We start from the raw sequence: 16,720 nt of genomic DNA on the forward strand, positions 1-16,720 counted from the left end.
CTGGACATCAGCGTCTGAGGGAGACATGTATGCCAACAACAAATGTGACCTGTGATCCGGTCGAAGAAAAGCTGCGTACCTTTGTCGAAGGTCTACTGGGCGGGAAAATCACCGCCATGCAGCGTCTGCTGCGCTGGCGCCCGGCCTGGAACCTTGAGCTGCAACGCGATGGCGAAACCCTTCAGTTGCATATTCGGGGCGAGCGCGGTGGGGATGTCAGTCCATTCCCGGATCTGCGCCGGGAGGCGGACATTCTCTCCTTGCTCGGTCAGCAAGGCGTGCCCGTACCGCATATCTACGGCTTTTGCGAAGACCCGCAAGCCATCCTGATGCAGTTGGTGCCGGGTAGCCGTGACGTCAGTACGGCGAAGAGCGATGCCGAACGTCATGGGGTTGCACGCCAGTGGGTCGATGCCATGGTGCGTATGCACCAACTGCCGTTGCAACCCTTTATCGATCAGGGTATCAGCCTGCCCAAAGGTGCCGCGGACATTACCCTGGCGGGTCTGGAAGCCTATTACCCGCTGTATGCGCGTAATAAAACCAAGCCTCAGCCTCTGGCCGAATTCGCCCTCGGTTGGCTGCGGCGCAATGTGCCACAGCACCGAACCCGGCCTGCTTTCGTTCAGTACGATTCGGGGCAGTTTCTGTTCGAGAACGGACAGGTGCATGGCCTCTACGATTTTGAGTTCGCCATGATCGGTGATCCTCTGGCCGACCTCGCTTCGGCGCGCATGCGCGACAATTACGAACCGCTCGGGGACAGTTTTGCGGCCTTGTATCGCTATTATCAGCAAGTGACCGGCGAACCGGCGGAGCCTGATGTAGTGCGCTACCACACCGCGCTCTTCGCCACGGTCAGCACCATGCAGTTCTCGGCATCGGTGGCCACGCCACAACCGGGTGACCCGCATGACACCTACACCGAATTTGATATCGCCCTGCGCCGTGTGGTGGTGCATGCGCTGGCCGAGGCCATGGGTGTTCCCCTGCAAAAGCCGAAGCTGGACGTTGTCGGCACTGGCCCAAATGCACAGCTGCTGACCATGCTGACCGATGCCTTGGCCCAAGTGGAGGTTGCCAGCGATTTCCAGAAAACCAAATTGCGCGCAGTGAGCAAACTGGTGGAATACCTGGGCCGTGGCGATGCCATGGAGTTGCACTTGCGCAAGCTGGAGCAACAGGACGCGCAAGCGCTGCTGGACCGCACCTTCAGTGACTACAGCGAGATCGATGCAGCGCTGGAAACCTTTGTCAAAAACGCCGGGCCGGAATACGACGAACCCTTGCTGCACCTGTTCATGGCGCAAATCGAGCGGCGCGTCCTGGTCTATGGCAGCACCGCCATTGGCGCCTCCGCCAGCCACATCGACCTGCCGCCAGTCGCCTGACGCGGTGAAGCCTTCCTCGCCCGGTGGCTTGCCGCCGGGCCTTTGTTTTCGGAGTGTTTATGTCTGTTCCTGATAACGCCTTCAAGCATCGGTATGGTCCGTGGGCAGTGATCGCCGGTGCCTCGCATGGGGTGGGCGCCGCATTTGCCCATGCACTCGCCGAGCGTGGCCTTAACTGTGTGCTGGTGGCGCGCCGTGGCGAAGCCTTGGCGCAGTTGAAAAATGATCTGGAGCAACGGTACGACGTTGAGGTGCTGGTGCTCATCCAGGACCTGTCCCATCCCGATGCCTGTGAGCAATTGTTGGCGGCTGTTGGTAAGCGGCAAGTCGGTCTGTTTATCTACAACGCCGGGGGCGACCCCTACATCACGCGTTTTCTCGATACTTCGGTCGACGACTGGGGCGCCTTGCTGCGCCTCAACTGCCTAACTGTGATGCAATGCAGCCATGCCTTCGGTGCCGCCATGCTGGAACGCGGGCGAGGTGGATTGCTGCTGGTGGGTTCCCAGGCTGCGTTAGGCGGGATTCGAAAACTGGCGATGTACACCGCCACCAAAGGGTTTGCGCTGAACCTCGGCGAGTCGTTATGGGCGGAGTGGAAAGATCGTGGTGTGGATGTGCTCAACCTGGTCATCGGTACCGTGGACACCCCTACCATGCGCGATGCCATGGTCAAACTGAACATTCCCGACGCCCTCACCATGACGTTGCCCAAGGCTGAAGACCTGGCGCTTCTGGCGCTTCAGGAGCTGGGCAATGGCCCGACGTTGATACACCCCGAAGACACCCTCGAACAGCTCGCCAATGCGCCTGGCCCGGCACGCCGTGCACACGTGCTGAGCAAGAGCGCGCAAGCGGCTGTGTTCATCGGCAACGACTGAGGTCACACACCATGAAAGGCTTTGATAACGCAGAATTCAAACGCGGTTGGAGGGTGCTGATTCTGGCTCTCGTGGGTGTCGCCACCAGTTCCAGTTCGTTGCTGCTGTACAGCTTCAGCTCCCTGGTAATTCCCCTGGAACAGGCCATGGGCTGGGGCAGGGCGGAGTTACAGGCGGCGATCACCGCACTGTCGCTGGGCACCATTGTCGCGTCGCAATTGGCCGGCTGGCTCAATTTGCGATATGGCCTGCGCCTGATCACGTTGCTGTCCTTGTTGGCGTTGTCCGTGAGCGTCTTCCTCCTGAGCTGTGTCAGTGGCTCGATATGGACCCTCTACCTGGGTTTTTTCCTGGTGCCGCTGGCCGGGCTGGGTACGTTGCAGGTGACCTGGTCGCACTTGGTCAACCTGTGGTTTGAGGAAAACCGAGGCCTGGCGTTGGCGATCATCCTCAGCGGCTCCGGGCTCGCGGCCATCATGCTGCCGCTGATCACCGCCTGGGCGATCGGCCGTTGGAATTGGCAGGCGGGTTTTATCGCATTGAGCGTGTTGCCAATACTGCTGGCATTGCCACTGGCGTTACGCTGGTTAATGCCGACCGCTGTTGTCAGCCACAGCACATCACCACTTGCGGTCGTCAGCGAACGATCCGGCGGGCTGCTGTTGCGCGAAGCGCTGCGTTCGTGGCGGTTCTGGGTGTGCAACCTGTCGATGACATTGGTGGTGTCCTGCGTGGTGGGCATGGTCACCAACATTGTGCCACTGCTGCAGGATCGAGGCCTGAGCGCCCTGCAGGCCAGCCAGGTTTTCAGCAGCTTTGGCGTGTCGCTGATTCTCGGACGGTTGCTGGTGGGTTACCTGATTGACCGGTTGTGGGCCCCCGGTGTCGCCTCTTTGGCGCTTTTGATGCCGGCATTTGCCTGCGGCATTTTTGCCTATGGCGACTCCAGCATTGCCCTGTACACCCTCGCCACATTGCTGGTGGGTGTTGGTGCGGGCGCCGAATTCGATATCGCGGCATTCCTGATCGCCCGCTACTTCGGCATGCGCGACTACGGTCGCTTGTTCGGTGCCCATCTGGGCCTGATTACCGCCGGTGCCGCGATCTCGCCATTGCTGTTTGCGGGACTGTTCAAGCTGACCGGTGGCTACTCGGCCATGCTGTTGTTCAGCTTCATCTGCTTTGTCGTCGGACCCTTGCTTCTCCTGACGCTGGGTGGGTATCCGCGTTATCAGGCCGAGTCATTGGCGACCCGCTAGTGGAATTTCGAGCTAAACATATGGACAAATAATTGATTTGTGTTCAACTACTGCTCTAAGTGCAGCCTTAAAATAAAACAGACAAGGAGAATGCCATGCGTGCAGCAATTATTTCCGAGCGCAATGCGCTGCCGGTAGTCGACGAGTTTCGTGAGCCGAAGCCGCAAGACGGCGCGGTACTGATCGATGTCGATACCGCTGGCCTGGGGGGCTGGGATGTACTCGGCGCCTACCGTCTCGGAGTGGAGTACCCCTGTGTCATTCGCGGCGAAGGCGTAGGCCGTGCGCCGGATGGCCGTCGGGTGTATTTCGGGGAACGCTCGGTGCTGCCATTTGGTGCCTGGGCAGAGCGCACCCTGGTGCCGCAAGCCGAAGTGTGGAATGTGCCGGACGACGTGGACGATAAAACCGCGATCAGCATGGGCATTGCGGCTACCGGTGCCATCGTTCCACTGGAAAAAGCCGAAATTCAGAAGGGTGAAAAAGTCCTGATTTTGGGCGCGACCGGTACCCTCGGCCAGATCGCCTTGCAACTGGCGCGCGGTATGGGTGCGGGCAAGGTGGTCGGTGCTGCGCGGTCGGGTGAAGCGCTGGGCCGTTTGAAGTCGCGGGGCCTCGCCGATGAGGTGGTGACACTAGGCGGTAGCGATGATGTCGCAGCTCTCAAGGACGCGGCCGATGGTGGATTTGACGTGGTGCTGGACCTGGTGTGCGGTCAACCCATGTTGACGTCTCTGAAAGCCACCAATTGGGGCGCCCGTATCGTGACCATTGGCACGGGGGCCGGACGCCAGCTCAATCTGGATATTGCCGATCTATTGTTCCGCAACTTGTCGTGCATCGGCACCGGCCAGCGCGCGCCAGCAGACCGTGAGCAAATCTGGCTGCGTCTGCTGAAGATCGCCAAAGAGCAGCAGATTCAGGTGGATTACCTTGACTTCACCCTGGATCAGGCAGCTGAAGCCTGGGCCGCGCAGGTCAATGGGCCACACGCAAAAATCACTGCCACGATTCGTCGTTGAAACCCCTGTCGCTAAAAGGTGCCCTTGTTCGGGTGCCTTTTAGCGTCGGCGCTGATGGCGAAACTCTTCGGGTGTAACGCCGAGTTCTTTGCGGAATGCGGCACTGAAGGCTGCTGCATTGTTGAAGCCGGCCTGATAGGCAACTTGTTTGATCAGTAACCGTGTGTCGGCCAGCAGCGCCATGGCTTTTCGCAGGCGATGTTGTGCTGCGTATTGGCGCAATGTCATGCCAGTCGTGTTTTTGCAGCGACTGGACAGAGTTCGCAACGGCAGCTCGCAGGCCTGCGCCAAGTGGCGCAAAGAGTGGCCTTCGTCGCTCGTGGTATCGAGCAGTTCACGCAGGATGTTGAATTGCCGAGGGCTGAGTTTTTCAGTGTCGGGTAAGGGAACGGCGGCAACGACGGGAACGTCGATGAACTCGCGGCGCAGGTCCAGGGCAATGCTGGTGAGCAGGCACTCGGTTTGCAATTCGCTGGCGAAACCGGGATTGCTCACCTCTTCGGCCAGCCGTTGCAAGGACGCGTGCAGGTAACCGCTCTGCAGGTCAAGCATGGCTTCGCTGACGTTCTCCTTCCAGTTCCAGCGATAACTGCCCAGGGCGCCGAGGGAGGAGGGATCGAACAGGCACACCAGGGCCTTTTGCTTGCTGGCATCGTGGCGTAGATGGAATTCGGTGCGATGGGGAATGAACAGCAGTTTGCCCAAGGGCTGGAATTGATGCGCGCCGTGCCTGGCAAAGCTGCCGCAGTTAGGCTTGCTTTGAACGCTGGCAGGCAGCATCAGGCGTATCAGGCAACTGTTGCCGGTTTCAATCAGGGCCGTGCCGGAGCACGACCATTGCGCCTGTTCAACGCGCAGATCGAAGCCTTGTTTGGCCAGTGAAGCTTCGGTCAGGAAATTACCTGACGCTTCACAGTTGTACTCGCTGTAGTGGATCGCGTTCATTTTTCAACCTTCAGCCTTTTTTATTGTTGGTGCTGAAATTCGAAGGGTGGCAATACGGCAAAGCAGCTACCCGGTCTCGAGTGTACCGAGGCTGTGGACCAAGCTGTTTCATATATTCAGACCGTAGGTATCAGAAAATCAGATGACAAAGGGCAGAGATATTTCAATGCGCCAGCTGCGTTATTTTGTCGCCGCCGCGGACGCCGGACAGTTTTCCCAAGCGGCGCTGAAGGCACATGTATCGCAGTCGGCGATTACGGCGGCCGTGTTGCATCTGGAACAGTCCATGGGCGTCAGCCTGTTCGACCGCCTGCCCCATGGCGTGTCACTGACCGCTGAAGGCAACAAGTTTTCCCAGCATGCGCGGCACATCCTCGACACCCTGCAGGACGCCCTCAGTGAACCGCTTTTTCTCGGTCACGCCATGCAAGGCACCGTACGAGTGGGCGCCTCTTACACGGTGCTGGGCTATTTTCTGCCTGCGCTGCTGGCGCGCTTCAAACGTAGCTACCCTCAGGTTGAGATCGACCTGATCGACATGGACCGTCACAGCATTGAGGAAGCCCTGGGCAATGGCGATCTCGACCTGGGCCTGACGATAGTCTCCAACACACCAAACCTGCAGGGGTTCGCTCACCAGGTGCTGATTCGTTCTCGCCGCCAACTCTGGTTGGCCAGTCAGCACCCTTTGATGTCCGCCACCTCGATCAATCTCGAAGACGTCGCCGAGCATCCCTATATCCTCGCCACGGTCGATGAGGGGGAGGCTTCGACTTCGCGCTACTGGGAATCCCGTGGATTGGCGCCCAAGGTGGCTTTTCGCACCTCATCCATGGAGGCATTGCGCGGGTTGGTGGGGCATGGTTTCGGCGTGACCATTCTCTCGGACATGGTCTACCGGGCCTGGTCCCTGGAGGGCAAGAAAATTGAGATCCGCCCGCTGGTAGACGTGATTCCCCCCATGGAGCTCGGACTTATCTGGCTGCCAGATACCCGTTTGTCAGCATCGGCCCAGGCATTCCGGCAGTTTTTGATCATGGCCTGCGCTTCGTAGCCTTGCAGCTGGCGCGCAGCGTTGACTGGCTATTTGCCGGAGTCGAGTGAGGAGGGGATCGTAAATCGCGAAAACTGTGCAGTGGTATTGGATATTCAGATACTGCAACACAGGTGGGTTTTTTTGCGTCTTCGCAGAGGACAGAATTCAGGGGTGGTATCGCAATTTCAATTCGCTGCTTGCTTGATATCTCCGCAGAAAATATCGACGTTGCCATCGGCCGGCGTGGTTGTCACAACCACGGAGTAGCCGGTGGAAAACAGTTCTGACATGGCGACAGGCGCGCTTCGTGAATAGGTCCAGCCACCGATATCGGAAATACGGCTGGTGTTGATCCGGTCATTCATTGTGTAGGCAACGGGCCCGGGTTGTTTGCAGCTCCCTTTATGGATAGACGTATAGAGGTTCAAGGGACTGAGGGTTCCGCTTGGAACCCCGCCAATGATGAAGGTAAAGGCGGTTTCATTGCCTTGGTTGGCCAATGTCGTATTGGCAATCTCGCCGGTGTTCTGTGGCGTAGCAAGCAGAGGAATGGTCACTGTCTGGTTTGATGAATGCGTACAGCCGAGCATCATCACAGTGGCCATCAGCGCCGCCGATTGATTTCTCAAATTCATGATAAATCTCCTGTGCTCCGAAAATGTAGTACGGGAGATTTTGGTATAGCTCATTTGAGCAATGTCTTGTGCGGGATGCAGACAGGGGCGGTGCCATTTTGCCGGGTGTATTGGGGGTCGACCCGCATCGTGACGCCGCTACTGCCGAGCGTTGTTGGCCGGCGGCCAGGTTCCATTGTTCATCAGGCTGTCGAAGGTCTCGGTCATTTCTTGCGCCGAGTTCGGATAGTCGTGGCGTACCCACCACAGCCACAGCCCGATCAAGGCCCCCACGAAACAGCGTACCGCCGCTTCGCCACGCATGTGCTCCACCTGGTACAAACCCTGTTTTCGGTAGTGTTCCCGCACCTGGATGATCAGGATATTTTCCAGATGGGCAAGAATCACGCTCTGGCCGGGACCGCTGAAAAATGACGTCGTCAGTGCCGCATGACGTTCGGTAGCGCTGAACAGCCAGGCTGACACGTCCAGCAGGACACGACGGTCGCCACCTACCTCGGTGACCTTGGTTGAGGGCATGCCAATGGCTTCATACCCGGCAACGATCAGGTCTTCCTTGTCGCGAAAGTGCGCGTAGAAGGTGGAGCGGGCAACCCCCGTACCGCGCGCTGTTCCAGAGCGGCGTTCAGTTGTACGACAAAAACCTTCCGTACACAGTGAAAAACGTCAGTTATGACTTCAACAAGGGCATGTGGTCGTTGCTCAACGACGGCCTCAAGGGCGGCTACCGGGTACACGACGCACCGCTGTCGGAGCGCGACATGAAACCTGAATCGATTGTTTCCCAGGAAACGCAACGCTGATTGCATCGAATGGACACGCATTTGCGGCCTGAGTGGGCCGCTTTTTTTTTGCTGGATTCTTTTGGCGTACATATCCATTTGAGGCGGCCTGACAGCCGACCCCTGTAGGAGCGAGCCTGCTCGCGATGGACGTCAACGATAACGCGCCCTGTCTGGATGAACGCGTTGTCTGGGCCTCCATCGCGAGCATGTTCGCTCCTACAGGTTCTTCCAATCCGCAAAAGCCCGTTCCACACAAGGCACACCCCAAAAACCTTCTCTAGCTTCAATAATAAATGAACACATATAGAAAAAGTGTCTATATTATTGGCGGTGCAGTTATCCCTCAAACCGGTCCGAACGCCCTGTCAAATGAGGCGTTCGACCTGCTGGCTTATTACAACAAGGAGAATGCCATGCTGATTGATGTCCACGCCCACTTGCTGACTGAGGGTATGCTGAACCGCCACGAGTTCTGGGGGCCGTTCATGAAGGTGCAGGGGCTGACCGTGGGGCATTTTTCCCTCGGTACCAAGCAACCGGCCAAAGCCGCTACTGACGCTGAGGCGCAGGCCAACCTCCTCGCGCGCATGACCCACGCCAGCCGGCGCAAGCTGATGGCCGAACGGGGTGTCGACAAGCTGGTGATGTCCACACCGTCCCACTGTTTCATGTATTGGGCAGGTGATTTCGCCAACGAATACGCGCGCCTGTGCAACGACGAGCTGTCGGCATTTTGCCGGGCCGATCCCGACCACTTCGATTTCTGGTGCCACGCCAACCTGGCGGACCCACTGAACGCAGCCAAGGAAATCGAACGCGCCGTGACTCAGTTAGGCGCCAAGGGCGTGTGCGTCGGTGGGGCCAATTTCAATGGTCTGGAAGCTCACGATGAACGCCTGTTCCCCGTCTGGGAAAAGCTCACCCAGCTGGATGTGCCGATCATGGTGCATGGCTTCAACCAGTCGATCTACTGGGGCGAAAAACACACCGACGACAAGTTCGAAACCACTTCGATCGTGGGTGATTGCGTCGATGAAACGTTGTTCTTCTGGTACCTGATCTGCGGCGGCGCACTGGATGTTTTCCCGACCCTGAAAACCTACATCACCCATGCCGGTGGCATGGCGGTTTTCCAGTTGGGGCGTTTGAGCGAGCTCAATCGGGCAATGGCACCTGACTCGCGCAACCAGCGACCGTTGATGGATTACATGCATAATTTCTACTTCGACCTCGACGTGCATGCGCCCGGCTTGCGTCGTGGTGTCGCCGAGGTGGTTGGGGCGGAGCGTCTATTATACGGCACTAACTTTGGTGGCGCCTATGATCATGGCGACTTGACCGAGGGGCTGGGTTTGTCTGCTCAAGACCGTGAACGGATTCGTAGCGGTAACGCGATCGAACTCCTCAAGCTGAAGGTTCCGGCCAACGCTGGCCGGGTGCTGACGTCGTGACGGACAGCCTGCTGGACATGGCCGCCGGGCGGCCATGCCCGCAGCGCAGCGGGCGATTGCCTCGGCAACTGAGTGAGATATCCGCAGCCTGGCTCACGCAGCTATTGCAGCCGCGTTATCCAGGCATCGAGGTCCTGGCGCTGACGGCGTTGGAGGTCCGTAACGGGCACACCACCAAATTGCGCGCCAGGCTTGAGTTGAACGAGGTCGGACAGCGCGCGGGTATTCCTGCGCATGTGTGCCTGAAGTCGAACTGGTCCGAAGGTTTCGAGAGCGGCGATATCTGTGAGCTGGAAGCGCGCCTGTATCATCTGGCGCGCGGCTGGACCGATGCGCCATTGCCGACCACATTTTTCACCGACTGGGACGCCGATGGTGGCGGTCGAGGTGTGGTGATGATGGAAGACCTCGGTCTGGCTGCCGGGCAATTTGGTCATAGCACCGATCACCTTGGCTTGGACGGTGTTGCTCAGGGGCTCGAGTCACTGGCGACGGTGCATGCTGCTACCTGGAACAGTCCGCAGTTGCAGGAGCAGCGCTGGTTGCCGGTGTCGATGGCCAACCCGGTGGACAGCGACGGTCTGCTGCGCATGTACAACTACATCAAGGTCAATCTGCGTAAACCCGAGTACCAGCAGCTGCTGCCGAAATGGATGTACGAATCACCGGAGTTGTTTAGCCATGCCTTCGATGAATTGGCAGCTTTTGAACTGGAGCAGACTTCACCCTGTTGTTTGATCCATGGTGACTCCCATCAGGGTAATAGTTTCTTGCGCAGTGACGGTCAACGTATCTGGCTGGATTGGCAACTGGCCCGACGTGGCCGGCCATGGCGCGATGTCGCCTATTTCATGCTCGGCGCGTTGACCGTGGAGGAGCGCCGCGCCGAAGCGCTGCGTTTGCTGCGTGTTTACCGTGAAAAACTGATTAGCCTGGGAGCCGAAGGCGTGCTGGGTCAGGACGCGGCCTGGGAACAAGTACGGCGTTGGCCGGTCTGGGGGATGCAGACCTGGATGTCGAACATGGATGATTGGGGGCAGGCCGGACTGCCAATGGTGGAGCGGTTTTTCGCCGCCGCAGAAGATTTTGATACTGTGCGCTTGTTAACCCACGGCCGTAAGCCACGCCGCACACCGATATTGGGGCAGGGCGCAAGGCCGTTGACGCAAGCGTATCAACATTTATTGGAGAGTTGAGCGTGGTCAATCAGGAAGATTTGCGTCTGCAAGGCGCGGATAACTTTCGCAGCTTGAAAGGCATTCCCTCCCATTGTGGTCGCCGCATTGGCGGCGATATTCTTTTGCGCGCAGACCAGTTGCATGGGCTGACTGCTGAAGACTGGCAGACACTTCAGCGCCTGGGGTTGCAGACCGTCTGCGATTTACGCAGCGCGGGTGAGCGTGAACGTTACCCGAACCGCTTGCCCAATAACGCAATCCGGGAGTTGCACCTGGAGGTCATAGGCGATGTCCGGGCCGATCCACGCCTTGCCCTCATGCTGGCGAATAATCCGGTGGCGGAGGGTGCACGGGCCATGATGCTGGAAGTTTACCGGCGGCTACCGGGAATGTTGGCGCCCCGGTTGCCGGCGCTGTTCGAGTTGTTTTCTGCAGGCAAGGGCTCGGTGCTGATTCACTGCACGGCGGGCAAGGACCGCACCGGCATCGCGGTCATGCTGCTGTTGCATGCCCTTGGTGTCACGCCAGAACACATCTTGACCGACTATTTGCGTTCGGCACGGCGTTTCAGTCAGTTGAGTGCAGAGCGTCAGCAGGCGATGAGTCATGCGGTGGGCCGGATGGTGGGCCAGTCGGTCAGCGAAGCGGCGTTCGATGCGGTAGTGGATGCCCGGCCTGAATACCTGAATGCCGCTTATGCGGTGATCGAGGCTGAATACGGTGGCCTGGATCGCTATCTGCAGCGTTTCAGTGGTTTGAGTGGCACGGGCTTGCAGGCATTGCGAGATACCTTGCTGGTCGCCTAGGTCGCGGCGCGGGTCATGACCCGGGCCGGTTTCCATTGCGCCAATCCGATCCCCAGCAAAATTAAGCCGCCACCCACCGCGTGGTACAGGTGCAACGTTTCCCCGAGCAGCACGATCGCCAATACCGCGGTAAACAGCGGCACCAGGTTCATCAATACGGCAGTTTTTTCTGCGCCGAGGGTTTGCAGGCCGCGCATCCACAGGCCGGGTGCCAATGCCGAGGCGAACAGGCCAGCGAATAACACCAGTGGGATGTTCTTTGCCGTCAGGGCTATCGACGGTGCCAGCACGAAAGGCGGCACCAGCAGCAGGGTGCCGCAGATAATTTGCATATACAGGCTTTCCCAGGTTGGCAGGGGAATCTGCCAGCGCTTCACCAACACGCAATACAGCGCGTACGACAGCGACGCCGCCAACATCATCAGCTCACCTTGCCCGACCCCATGCTGCCAGAGTGAAGACAAGTCGCCTGCTGCCAGCAACCAGGCCAGTCCGGCAAACGAAACCAGGGTGCCGACCAGCAATGTCGCGGTGGGCCGGGTATTGAGCACCGGGAAGGCCAGGAGCACGGTGAGTAGCGGCATGGTCGCCAGAATCAGGCCCATCGACGTGGCGCTGACGGTGTGTGCCGCAAAATACGCCAGTGACTGGTACAGCGACATGCCGAGCAATCCCAGCAGCCACAGCTTGGCCAGATAAGGGCGAATCTGACGGCGCAAGCGCCATACCCTGGGCAACAACACCGGTGACAACACCAGCAGCGCCGTCAGCCAGCGATAGAAGGAAATGGCTGCGGGGTCGATCACCCCGACCGACAGACGGTTGACCACCGTACTGGCGGCCCAGATCAGCGTGGCAAGGACGGGTAGCAGCAGATTCATCAGGGTGCGCCAACGTTGAGGGTGCGCCGGGCGCACCGGGACCAAGGCCGCTTTCGCGGCGATCAGTGAATGCCGGACTGCGTGTGCGCGTTATTCGCTGGCAGCGTTACGAGCGGCAATGGCAGCGGCAAAGTCGCGCTTGAGCGTCGGGAAGTAAGCAATCTGCCCACCCATGCCGCCGGCTATGTCGATCGAGGCAGCGCTGATGAAGCTGGCATATTCGCTGGCCAGGAACAGCGCCATGCCGGCAACGTCTTCAGGCTTGCCGTAGCGTCCGAGCGGCACGACTTTCATCACCATGGCGTCGAACTCCTCGCGACTCACGCCCGGCCCCATCTCTTTGTAATGACGGTCCCACTGGCCGGTATCGATCCAGCCCATGTTCAGGCTGTTGACCAGGATATTGTCCTTGGGCAGGGACATGCCCAGCGAGCGGGAGAGGGCGATGCACGACGCGCGGTTGATCACCGAAGGAATGCCGTCTGGCGTCGGAATCGCGCCGGCCAGGGCGTTGATTTCGATGATTCGCCCCCAACGCTGTTCACGCATGAACGGCACCACGGCCTGGACGAAACGAAAATGCCCCATCTGCAGGATGTTGGCATGTTCGAGGATGGCCTCCGGCGTCAGGGTATCGAGATTACCGCCGCGTCCTTGACCCGCATTGTTGACCAGCACATCGACACCGCCCCAGGCGTGTGCAACTTCGGCGACGAAAGCCTTGACTCCCTCACTGTCGGTCACGTCAACCGCTCGGGCAATGACCGCCTGGGCGTGTTCCGCGAGCTGCGAACCCACCTCGCGGACGTCTGCCTCACTGCGGGCGCAAATCGCTACCCGCGCCCCTTCAGCCGCGAAAGCCCGGGCGATGGCCAGGCCGATGCCCCGGGAAGCACCCGTGATGATCACGCGCTTTGCACTCAAATCAATGTTCATGCTGGCTCCTGTTGTTTTTTTTCTGCCGGTCCGCTTGCGGGTTTTCCTGCCTGACCCCCGTATTCAGGGGGTCTGCCCGGACTATTGAAAGCCCAAAGAGGTCATTCGTCAAAGATTATTTGAACGTTTATGTGTTTTGTGTGCAGTATTGCCCCGGGCGACACCGTTGGCTAAAACAGATAGCCAAGGAATCGCGGTTAAAATTCTGAATAGAGAACTGCAATCTTTATGTGGAATTTTACATTGCGATCCGTTACGGTGGCTTTCAGCTGAGGAGGGAAGTGGTCCTGGATGCGTGCCAGGCCTCTCGAGCGGACTGTCCAGGCGGGACATGCATCGATCCTGTGGGGTTTCGCAGATCGCTGGAATGACTGTTTGAACGCACTTAACGTCAGAAAATAAAAATAAAAGGTAGTGTGTATGAAAGAGAAGACCAAACAGGGTCGGCGGGTGCTGACTCAAGGTGCTCTGACACTGTTGATGGTTGGCAGTGCACAGGGTTTGATGGCGGCCTCGTTCGACATGTCGAACCCAGACTACCGCGTGCGTTGGGACAATACGGTCCGTTACAACCTGGGGATGCGGACCGACAGTCAAGACAGCCACATCATGAATACGCCGAACTACGACGAGTCGGACGGCAAGTTCGATAGAAACGAGATCGTGACAAATCGTCTCGATCTGTTTAGTGAGTTCGATTTTTCCTATCTCAACGATTGGGGTGCTCGTCTCAGTGCTGCCGGCTGGTATGACCAGGCCTACGATGACGACAAAGTCCACAGCAACATTCCAGGGTTCGCGACCAGCTACCACAACAACAAGTACAGCGGTGAAGTGGACCGCTACATGAACGGTCCTTCGGGCGAAATTCTCGATGCGTTCCTCTGGAAAAACTTCAACGTCGGCGAAATACCGGTCAACGTGAAAGCCGGTCGCCACACCAACTACTGGGGTGAGGGCCTGCTCATCGGCGCGCATGCCGTGTCTTATTCCCAGGCGCCAAGTGATGGCGTGAAAGCCTCGACCAGTCCTGGTATCGAAACCAAGGAAGTGTTCCTGCCAGTCGGGCAAATATCGGCCAAGGCGCAACTCACCGACCATCTCTCTGTTGCCGCTCAGTATTTCTACGAATGGGAACCGACTCGCATACCTTACGGGGGCACGTACTTTGGTGGTGCCGACCCATTGTTCGAAGGCCCGGACCAGCTACCGTTGGCCGCCAACGGCTCGACCCTGCAACGTCAGGATTCGAAATTCGGGCGTGATGGCAAGAACTGGGGCGTGATGGGCAAACTCAACGTCGAAGAAATCGAATCGACCTTCGGCGCCTACTACCGTCAGTTCGACGATTACCAGCCTTGGCTGGCCCCGGAAATCAAGGCAGCAGCGGGCTCCTATCGGGTGATTTACCCACGTGGCGTGAAGCTCGCGGGCCTCAGCTTCGCCCGGGTCTTCAACACTGTGGCGGTCGGTACCGAATTGTCCTATCGGATGAACGGCGCATTGAATGCCACCGGCGTCAGTGCCCTGGACGATGAAGGTCCTCGCGGTGACACCATCCACTTCATTGCCAACGCTGTTTACGGCGTGCCGCGTAACTTTATTTCGAACAACGGCACGCTGGTTGGTGAATTCGCGTACAGCCATCTGGATCGGGTGACCGAGCACGAAGAGTTGTACAAAGGGGTTGGCGAGAATGCTTGTACCGATGCCAGAAACCCTCGCAGCCCCGGCTCCGGCGATGAGTCCGATGGTTGCTCGTCGAAGAACTACTACGCAGTTGCCGTCAACTACACGCCACAGTACATTCAGGTCCTGCCTTCCTGGGACCTGGATGTCCCAATGACTGTCAACTACGGCCTGCATGGCAACGCCCCGACTGCCGGTGGCGGTAACGAAGGCGCGCTGTCCTACTCAGTCGGCCTGAAGGCCACTTATGCCCAACTCTATGAGTTCGGCTTGCGTTACGCAGACACCAAGGCCCAACCCAAGCATCTGGCCAACGGCACTGTAGCCGGTAACGGTCCGGTCGGTGGTACCGACCGCGGCTGGCTGGCATTTACCTTCAAGACCTCCTTCTGATAAATCCAACAAGAATCGGAGAATGTGTTCATGAAACGACAACTTGCCTTATCCATTGCCCTGATGAGCATGGCGACCTACACCCTGGCGGCAGGCGGTGACGCTTCCGAACTGGGCAAAAGCCTCACCCCGTTCGGGGCGATCAAGGCGGGTAACGCCGAGGGCACCATCCCTGCCTATGACGGTGGCCTGACCAAGGCACCGGCCGGCTTCGTACCCGACAGCGGGTTCTGGGTCGATCCGTTCAAGGATGAAAAACCACTATTTCGTATCGATGCCAAAAACGTCGACAAGTACGCGGACAAGCTCAGTGAAGGGCAAAAAACCCTCATCAAGAAGTACCCGACGTATTACATCGACATTTATCCAAGCCACCGTACGACCGCCTATCCCCAGGCCGTGCTGGATGCCACCGTCCGCAACGCCAGCAGTTGCACGATTCAGAAAGACGGCCTGGCGGTCGATCCGTCCTGCCGTGGCGGCTTGCCGTTCCCGATCCCGAAGACCGGCAACGAAGTGATGTGGAACCAGCAGGTGCGCTACAAGATCGGCACCGGTTACTCAACCACTTCCTCTTCGAACAGCTGGGTGGTGGACGCCAATGGCTCGATCACCAAGACCGCTGAGCAAGCGACCTTCGAAGAGACACCGTACTACCAGGTCTCCCAGGCCGATCGTGATTCACTGATGTATGCCCGAGTGTTCTCGCGCAATGACTATCCGGCGCGCCGCTCCGGTGAAGTCGTGGTGCTCACCGACTTCCTCGACCCACAGGCCAAGGCTCGTCGTTCCTTCAGCTACTCCCCGGGTCAGCGTCGCGTCAAGCTGGCGCCAGAGTTCGCCTTCGATACGCCTGTGGCCAGTCAGGGCGGTGTGACACTGTTCGATGAGCTGCAAATGTTCTCCGGCAGCCAGGATCGGTTCGACTACAAACTGGTCGGCAAAAAAGAGATGTACATTCCGTACAACGCCTACAAGTTCTACTTCGGTACCAAGCAGGAAGATCAGTTCATGCCGCACCACGCCAACCCGGCCAACGAGCGTTGGGAGCTGCATCGGGTGTGGGTCGTGGAGGCGACGTTGAAGCCGGGCATGCGCCACGTCTACAGCAAACGTACCTATTACCTGGATGAAGACACCTTCGGTGTAGGCCTGTATGACGCCTGGGACAAGAGCGGCGCGTTGTATCGCTCGATCTTCCTCAGTGGCGTACAGCTCTACGACAAGAACATTCCCTACAACGTGAAAAACGTCGTTTATGACTTCAACAAAGGCATGTACGCGTTGCTCAACGATGGGCTCAAAGGTGGTTACAAGTTCTATGACAAACCGCTCAGCGAGCGCGACATGAACCCTGAAGCCATCGTAGCCCGGGTCACTCAACGCTGATGTGAGTCGCCTGTCCTGCCCGTCGGTTTGCGCATCAAGCCTG

15 protein-coding genes and 1 pseudogene are annotated in these 16,720 nt (G+C 58.5%); 11 read left to right on the plus strand and 5 right to left on the minus strand.

The window, feature by feature from the left end; translation table 11 throughout:
* Positions 1-29: 29 nt before the first annotated feature.
* The 4 genes from PSUM_RS01150 to PSUM_RS01165 all read left to right on the plus strand — a co-directional run bounded on the left by PSUM_RS01150 (position 30) and on the right by PSUM_RS01165 (position 4,553).
* Positions 30-1,391 carry a phosphotransferase family protein gene (locus tag PSUM_RS01150; RefSeq protein ID WP_020798253.1) on the plus strand — a complete coding sequence of 454 codons (1,362 nt, stop codon included), beginning with the start codon at positions 30-32 and terminating at the stop codon, positions 1,389-1,391.
* A 59-nt stretch (positions 1,392-1,450) separates the two neighbouring features.
* Positions 1,451-2,272 carry an SDR family NAD(P)-dependent oxidoreductase gene (locus PSUM_RS01155; protein ID WP_020798252.1) on the plus strand — a complete coding sequence of 274 codons (822 nt, stop codon included), beginning with the start codon at positions 1,451-1,453 and terminating at the stop codon, positions 2,270-2,272.
* An 11-nt stretch (positions 2,273-2,283) separates the two neighbouring features.
* Entirely contained in the window at positions 2,284-3,531 is a 1,248-nt protein-coding gene (locus tag PSUM_RS01160) for an MFS transporter (protein ID WP_020798251.1), read from the plus strand.
* A gap of 95 nt (positions 3,532-3,626) precedes the next feature.
* Positions 3,627-4,553 carry a quinone oxidoreductase family protein gene (locus tag PSUM_RS01165; RefSeq protein WP_020798250.1) on the plus strand — a complete coding sequence of 309 codons (927 nt, stop codon included), beginning with the start codon at positions 3,627-3,629 and terminating at the stop codon, positions 4,551-4,553.
* A gap of 39 nt (positions 4,554-4,592) precedes the next feature.
* Here PSUM_RS01165 and PSUM_RS01170 read toward each other — a convergent pair whose 3' ends face one another.
* A complete protein-coding gene (locus PSUM_RS01170) occupies positions 4,593-5,498 on the minus strand; it encodes a helix-turn-helix domain-containing protein (RefSeq protein ID WP_083348829.1) in 906 nt (301 codons plus the stop codon).
* 142 nt (positions 5,499-5,640) lie between these two features.
* On the opposite strand from PSUM_RS01170, the gene PSUM_RS01175 reads away from it, so the two are divergent.
* Entirely contained in the window at positions 5,641-6,552 is a 912-nt protein-coding gene (locus tag PSUM_RS01175) for a LysR family transcriptional regulator (protein ID WP_033043238.1), read from the plus strand.
* 167 nt (positions 6,553-6,719) lie between these two features.
* Here the strand turns inward: PSUM_RS01175 and PSUM_RS01180 are convergent, their stop codons facing one another.
* Both PSUM_RS01180 and PSUM_RS01185 read right to left on the minus strand, forming a co-directional pair.
* Positions 6,720-7,169 (minus strand): hypothetical protein, encoded by a 450-nt coding sequence (locus PSUM_RS01180; RefSeq protein ID WP_020798247.1) that lies wholly within the window; start codon positions 7,167-7,169, stop codon positions 6,720-6,722.
* Between the two features lie 138 nt (positions 7,170-7,307).
* The gene (locus PSUM_RS01185; protein ID WP_020798246.1) at positions 7,308-7,688 is read right to left on the minus strand and encodes a TetR-like C-terminal domain-containing protein; all 381 of its coding nucleotides are present in this window, start codon (positions 7,686-7,688) and stop codon (positions 7,308-7,310) included.
* Between the two features lie 80 nt (positions 7,689-7,768).
* Between PSUM_RS01185 and PSUM_RS30825 the strand changes: the two are divergent.
* The 4 genes and pseudogenes from PSUM_RS30825 to PSUM_RS01200 all read left to right on the plus strand — a co-directional run.
* Positions 7,769-7,972: pseudogene (locus PSUM_RS30825) on the plus strand (DUF1329 domain-containing protein); the annotation flags it as partial.
* A gap of 395 nt (positions 7,973-8,367) precedes the next feature.
* Positions 8,368-9,405, plus strand: a complete 1,038-nt coding sequence (locus tag PSUM_RS01190; protein ID WP_020798243.1) for an amidohydrolase family protein — start codon at positions 8,368-8,370, stop codon at positions 9,403-9,405.
* Complete coding sequence (locus PSUM_RS01195; protein ID WP_083348830.1) at positions 9,402-10,601, plus strand: phosphotransferase; 1,200 nt, start codon at positions 9,402-9,404, stop codon at positions 10,599-10,601. The genes PSUM_RS01190 and PSUM_RS01195 overlap by 4 nt, the downstream gene beginning before the upstream one ends.
* Positions 10,602-10,603: 2 nt before the next feature.
* The gene (locus tag PSUM_RS01200; RefSeq protein WP_083348831.1) at positions 10,604-11,389 is read left to right on the plus strand and encodes a tyrosine-protein phosphatase; all 786 of its coding nucleotides are present in this window, start codon (positions 10,604-10,606) and stop codon (positions 11,387-11,389) included.
* Here the strand turns inward: PSUM_RS01200 and PSUM_RS01205 are convergent.
* Positions 11,386-12,270: a DMT family transporter gene (locus PSUM_RS01205; protein ID WP_020798240.1), complete on the minus strand. Its 885-nt coding sequence runs from the start codon at positions 12,268-12,270 to the stop codon at positions 11,386-11,388. The genes PSUM_RS01200 and PSUM_RS01205 overlap by 4 nt on opposite strands.
* A gap of 90 nt (positions 12,271-12,360) precedes the next feature.
* The gene (locus tag PSUM_RS01210) at positions 12,361-13,206 is read right to left on the minus strand and encodes an SDR family oxidoreductase (protein ID WP_020798238.1); all 846 of its coding nucleotides are present in this window, start codon (positions 13,204-13,206) and stop codon (positions 12,361-12,363) included.
* A 420-nt stretch (positions 13,207-13,626) separates the two neighbouring features.
* On the opposite strand from PSUM_RS01210, the gene PSUM_RS01215 reads away from it, so the two are divergent.
* Positions 13,627-15,288 (plus strand): DUF1302 domain-containing protein, encoded by a 1,662-nt coding sequence (locus PSUM_RS01215; protein WP_020798236.1) that lies wholly within the window; start codon positions 13,627-13,629, stop codon positions 15,286-15,288.
* Between the two features lie 30 nt (positions 15,289-15,318).
* On the plus strand, positions 15,319-16,677 hold the full coding sequence (locus PSUM_RS01220) for a DUF1329 domain-containing protein (RefSeq protein WP_020798235.1): 1,359 nt from the start codon (positions 15,319-15,321) through the stop codon (positions 16,675-16,677).
* The last annotated feature ends 43 nt before the right edge of the window (positions 16,678-16,720 follow it).

Source organism: Pseudomonas umsongensis, assembly GCF_002236105.1.
GTDB classification, from domain to species: domain Bacteria; phylum Pseudomonadota; class Gammaproteobacteria; order Pseudomonadales; family Pseudomonadaceae; genus Aquipseudomonas; species Aquipseudomonas umsongensis.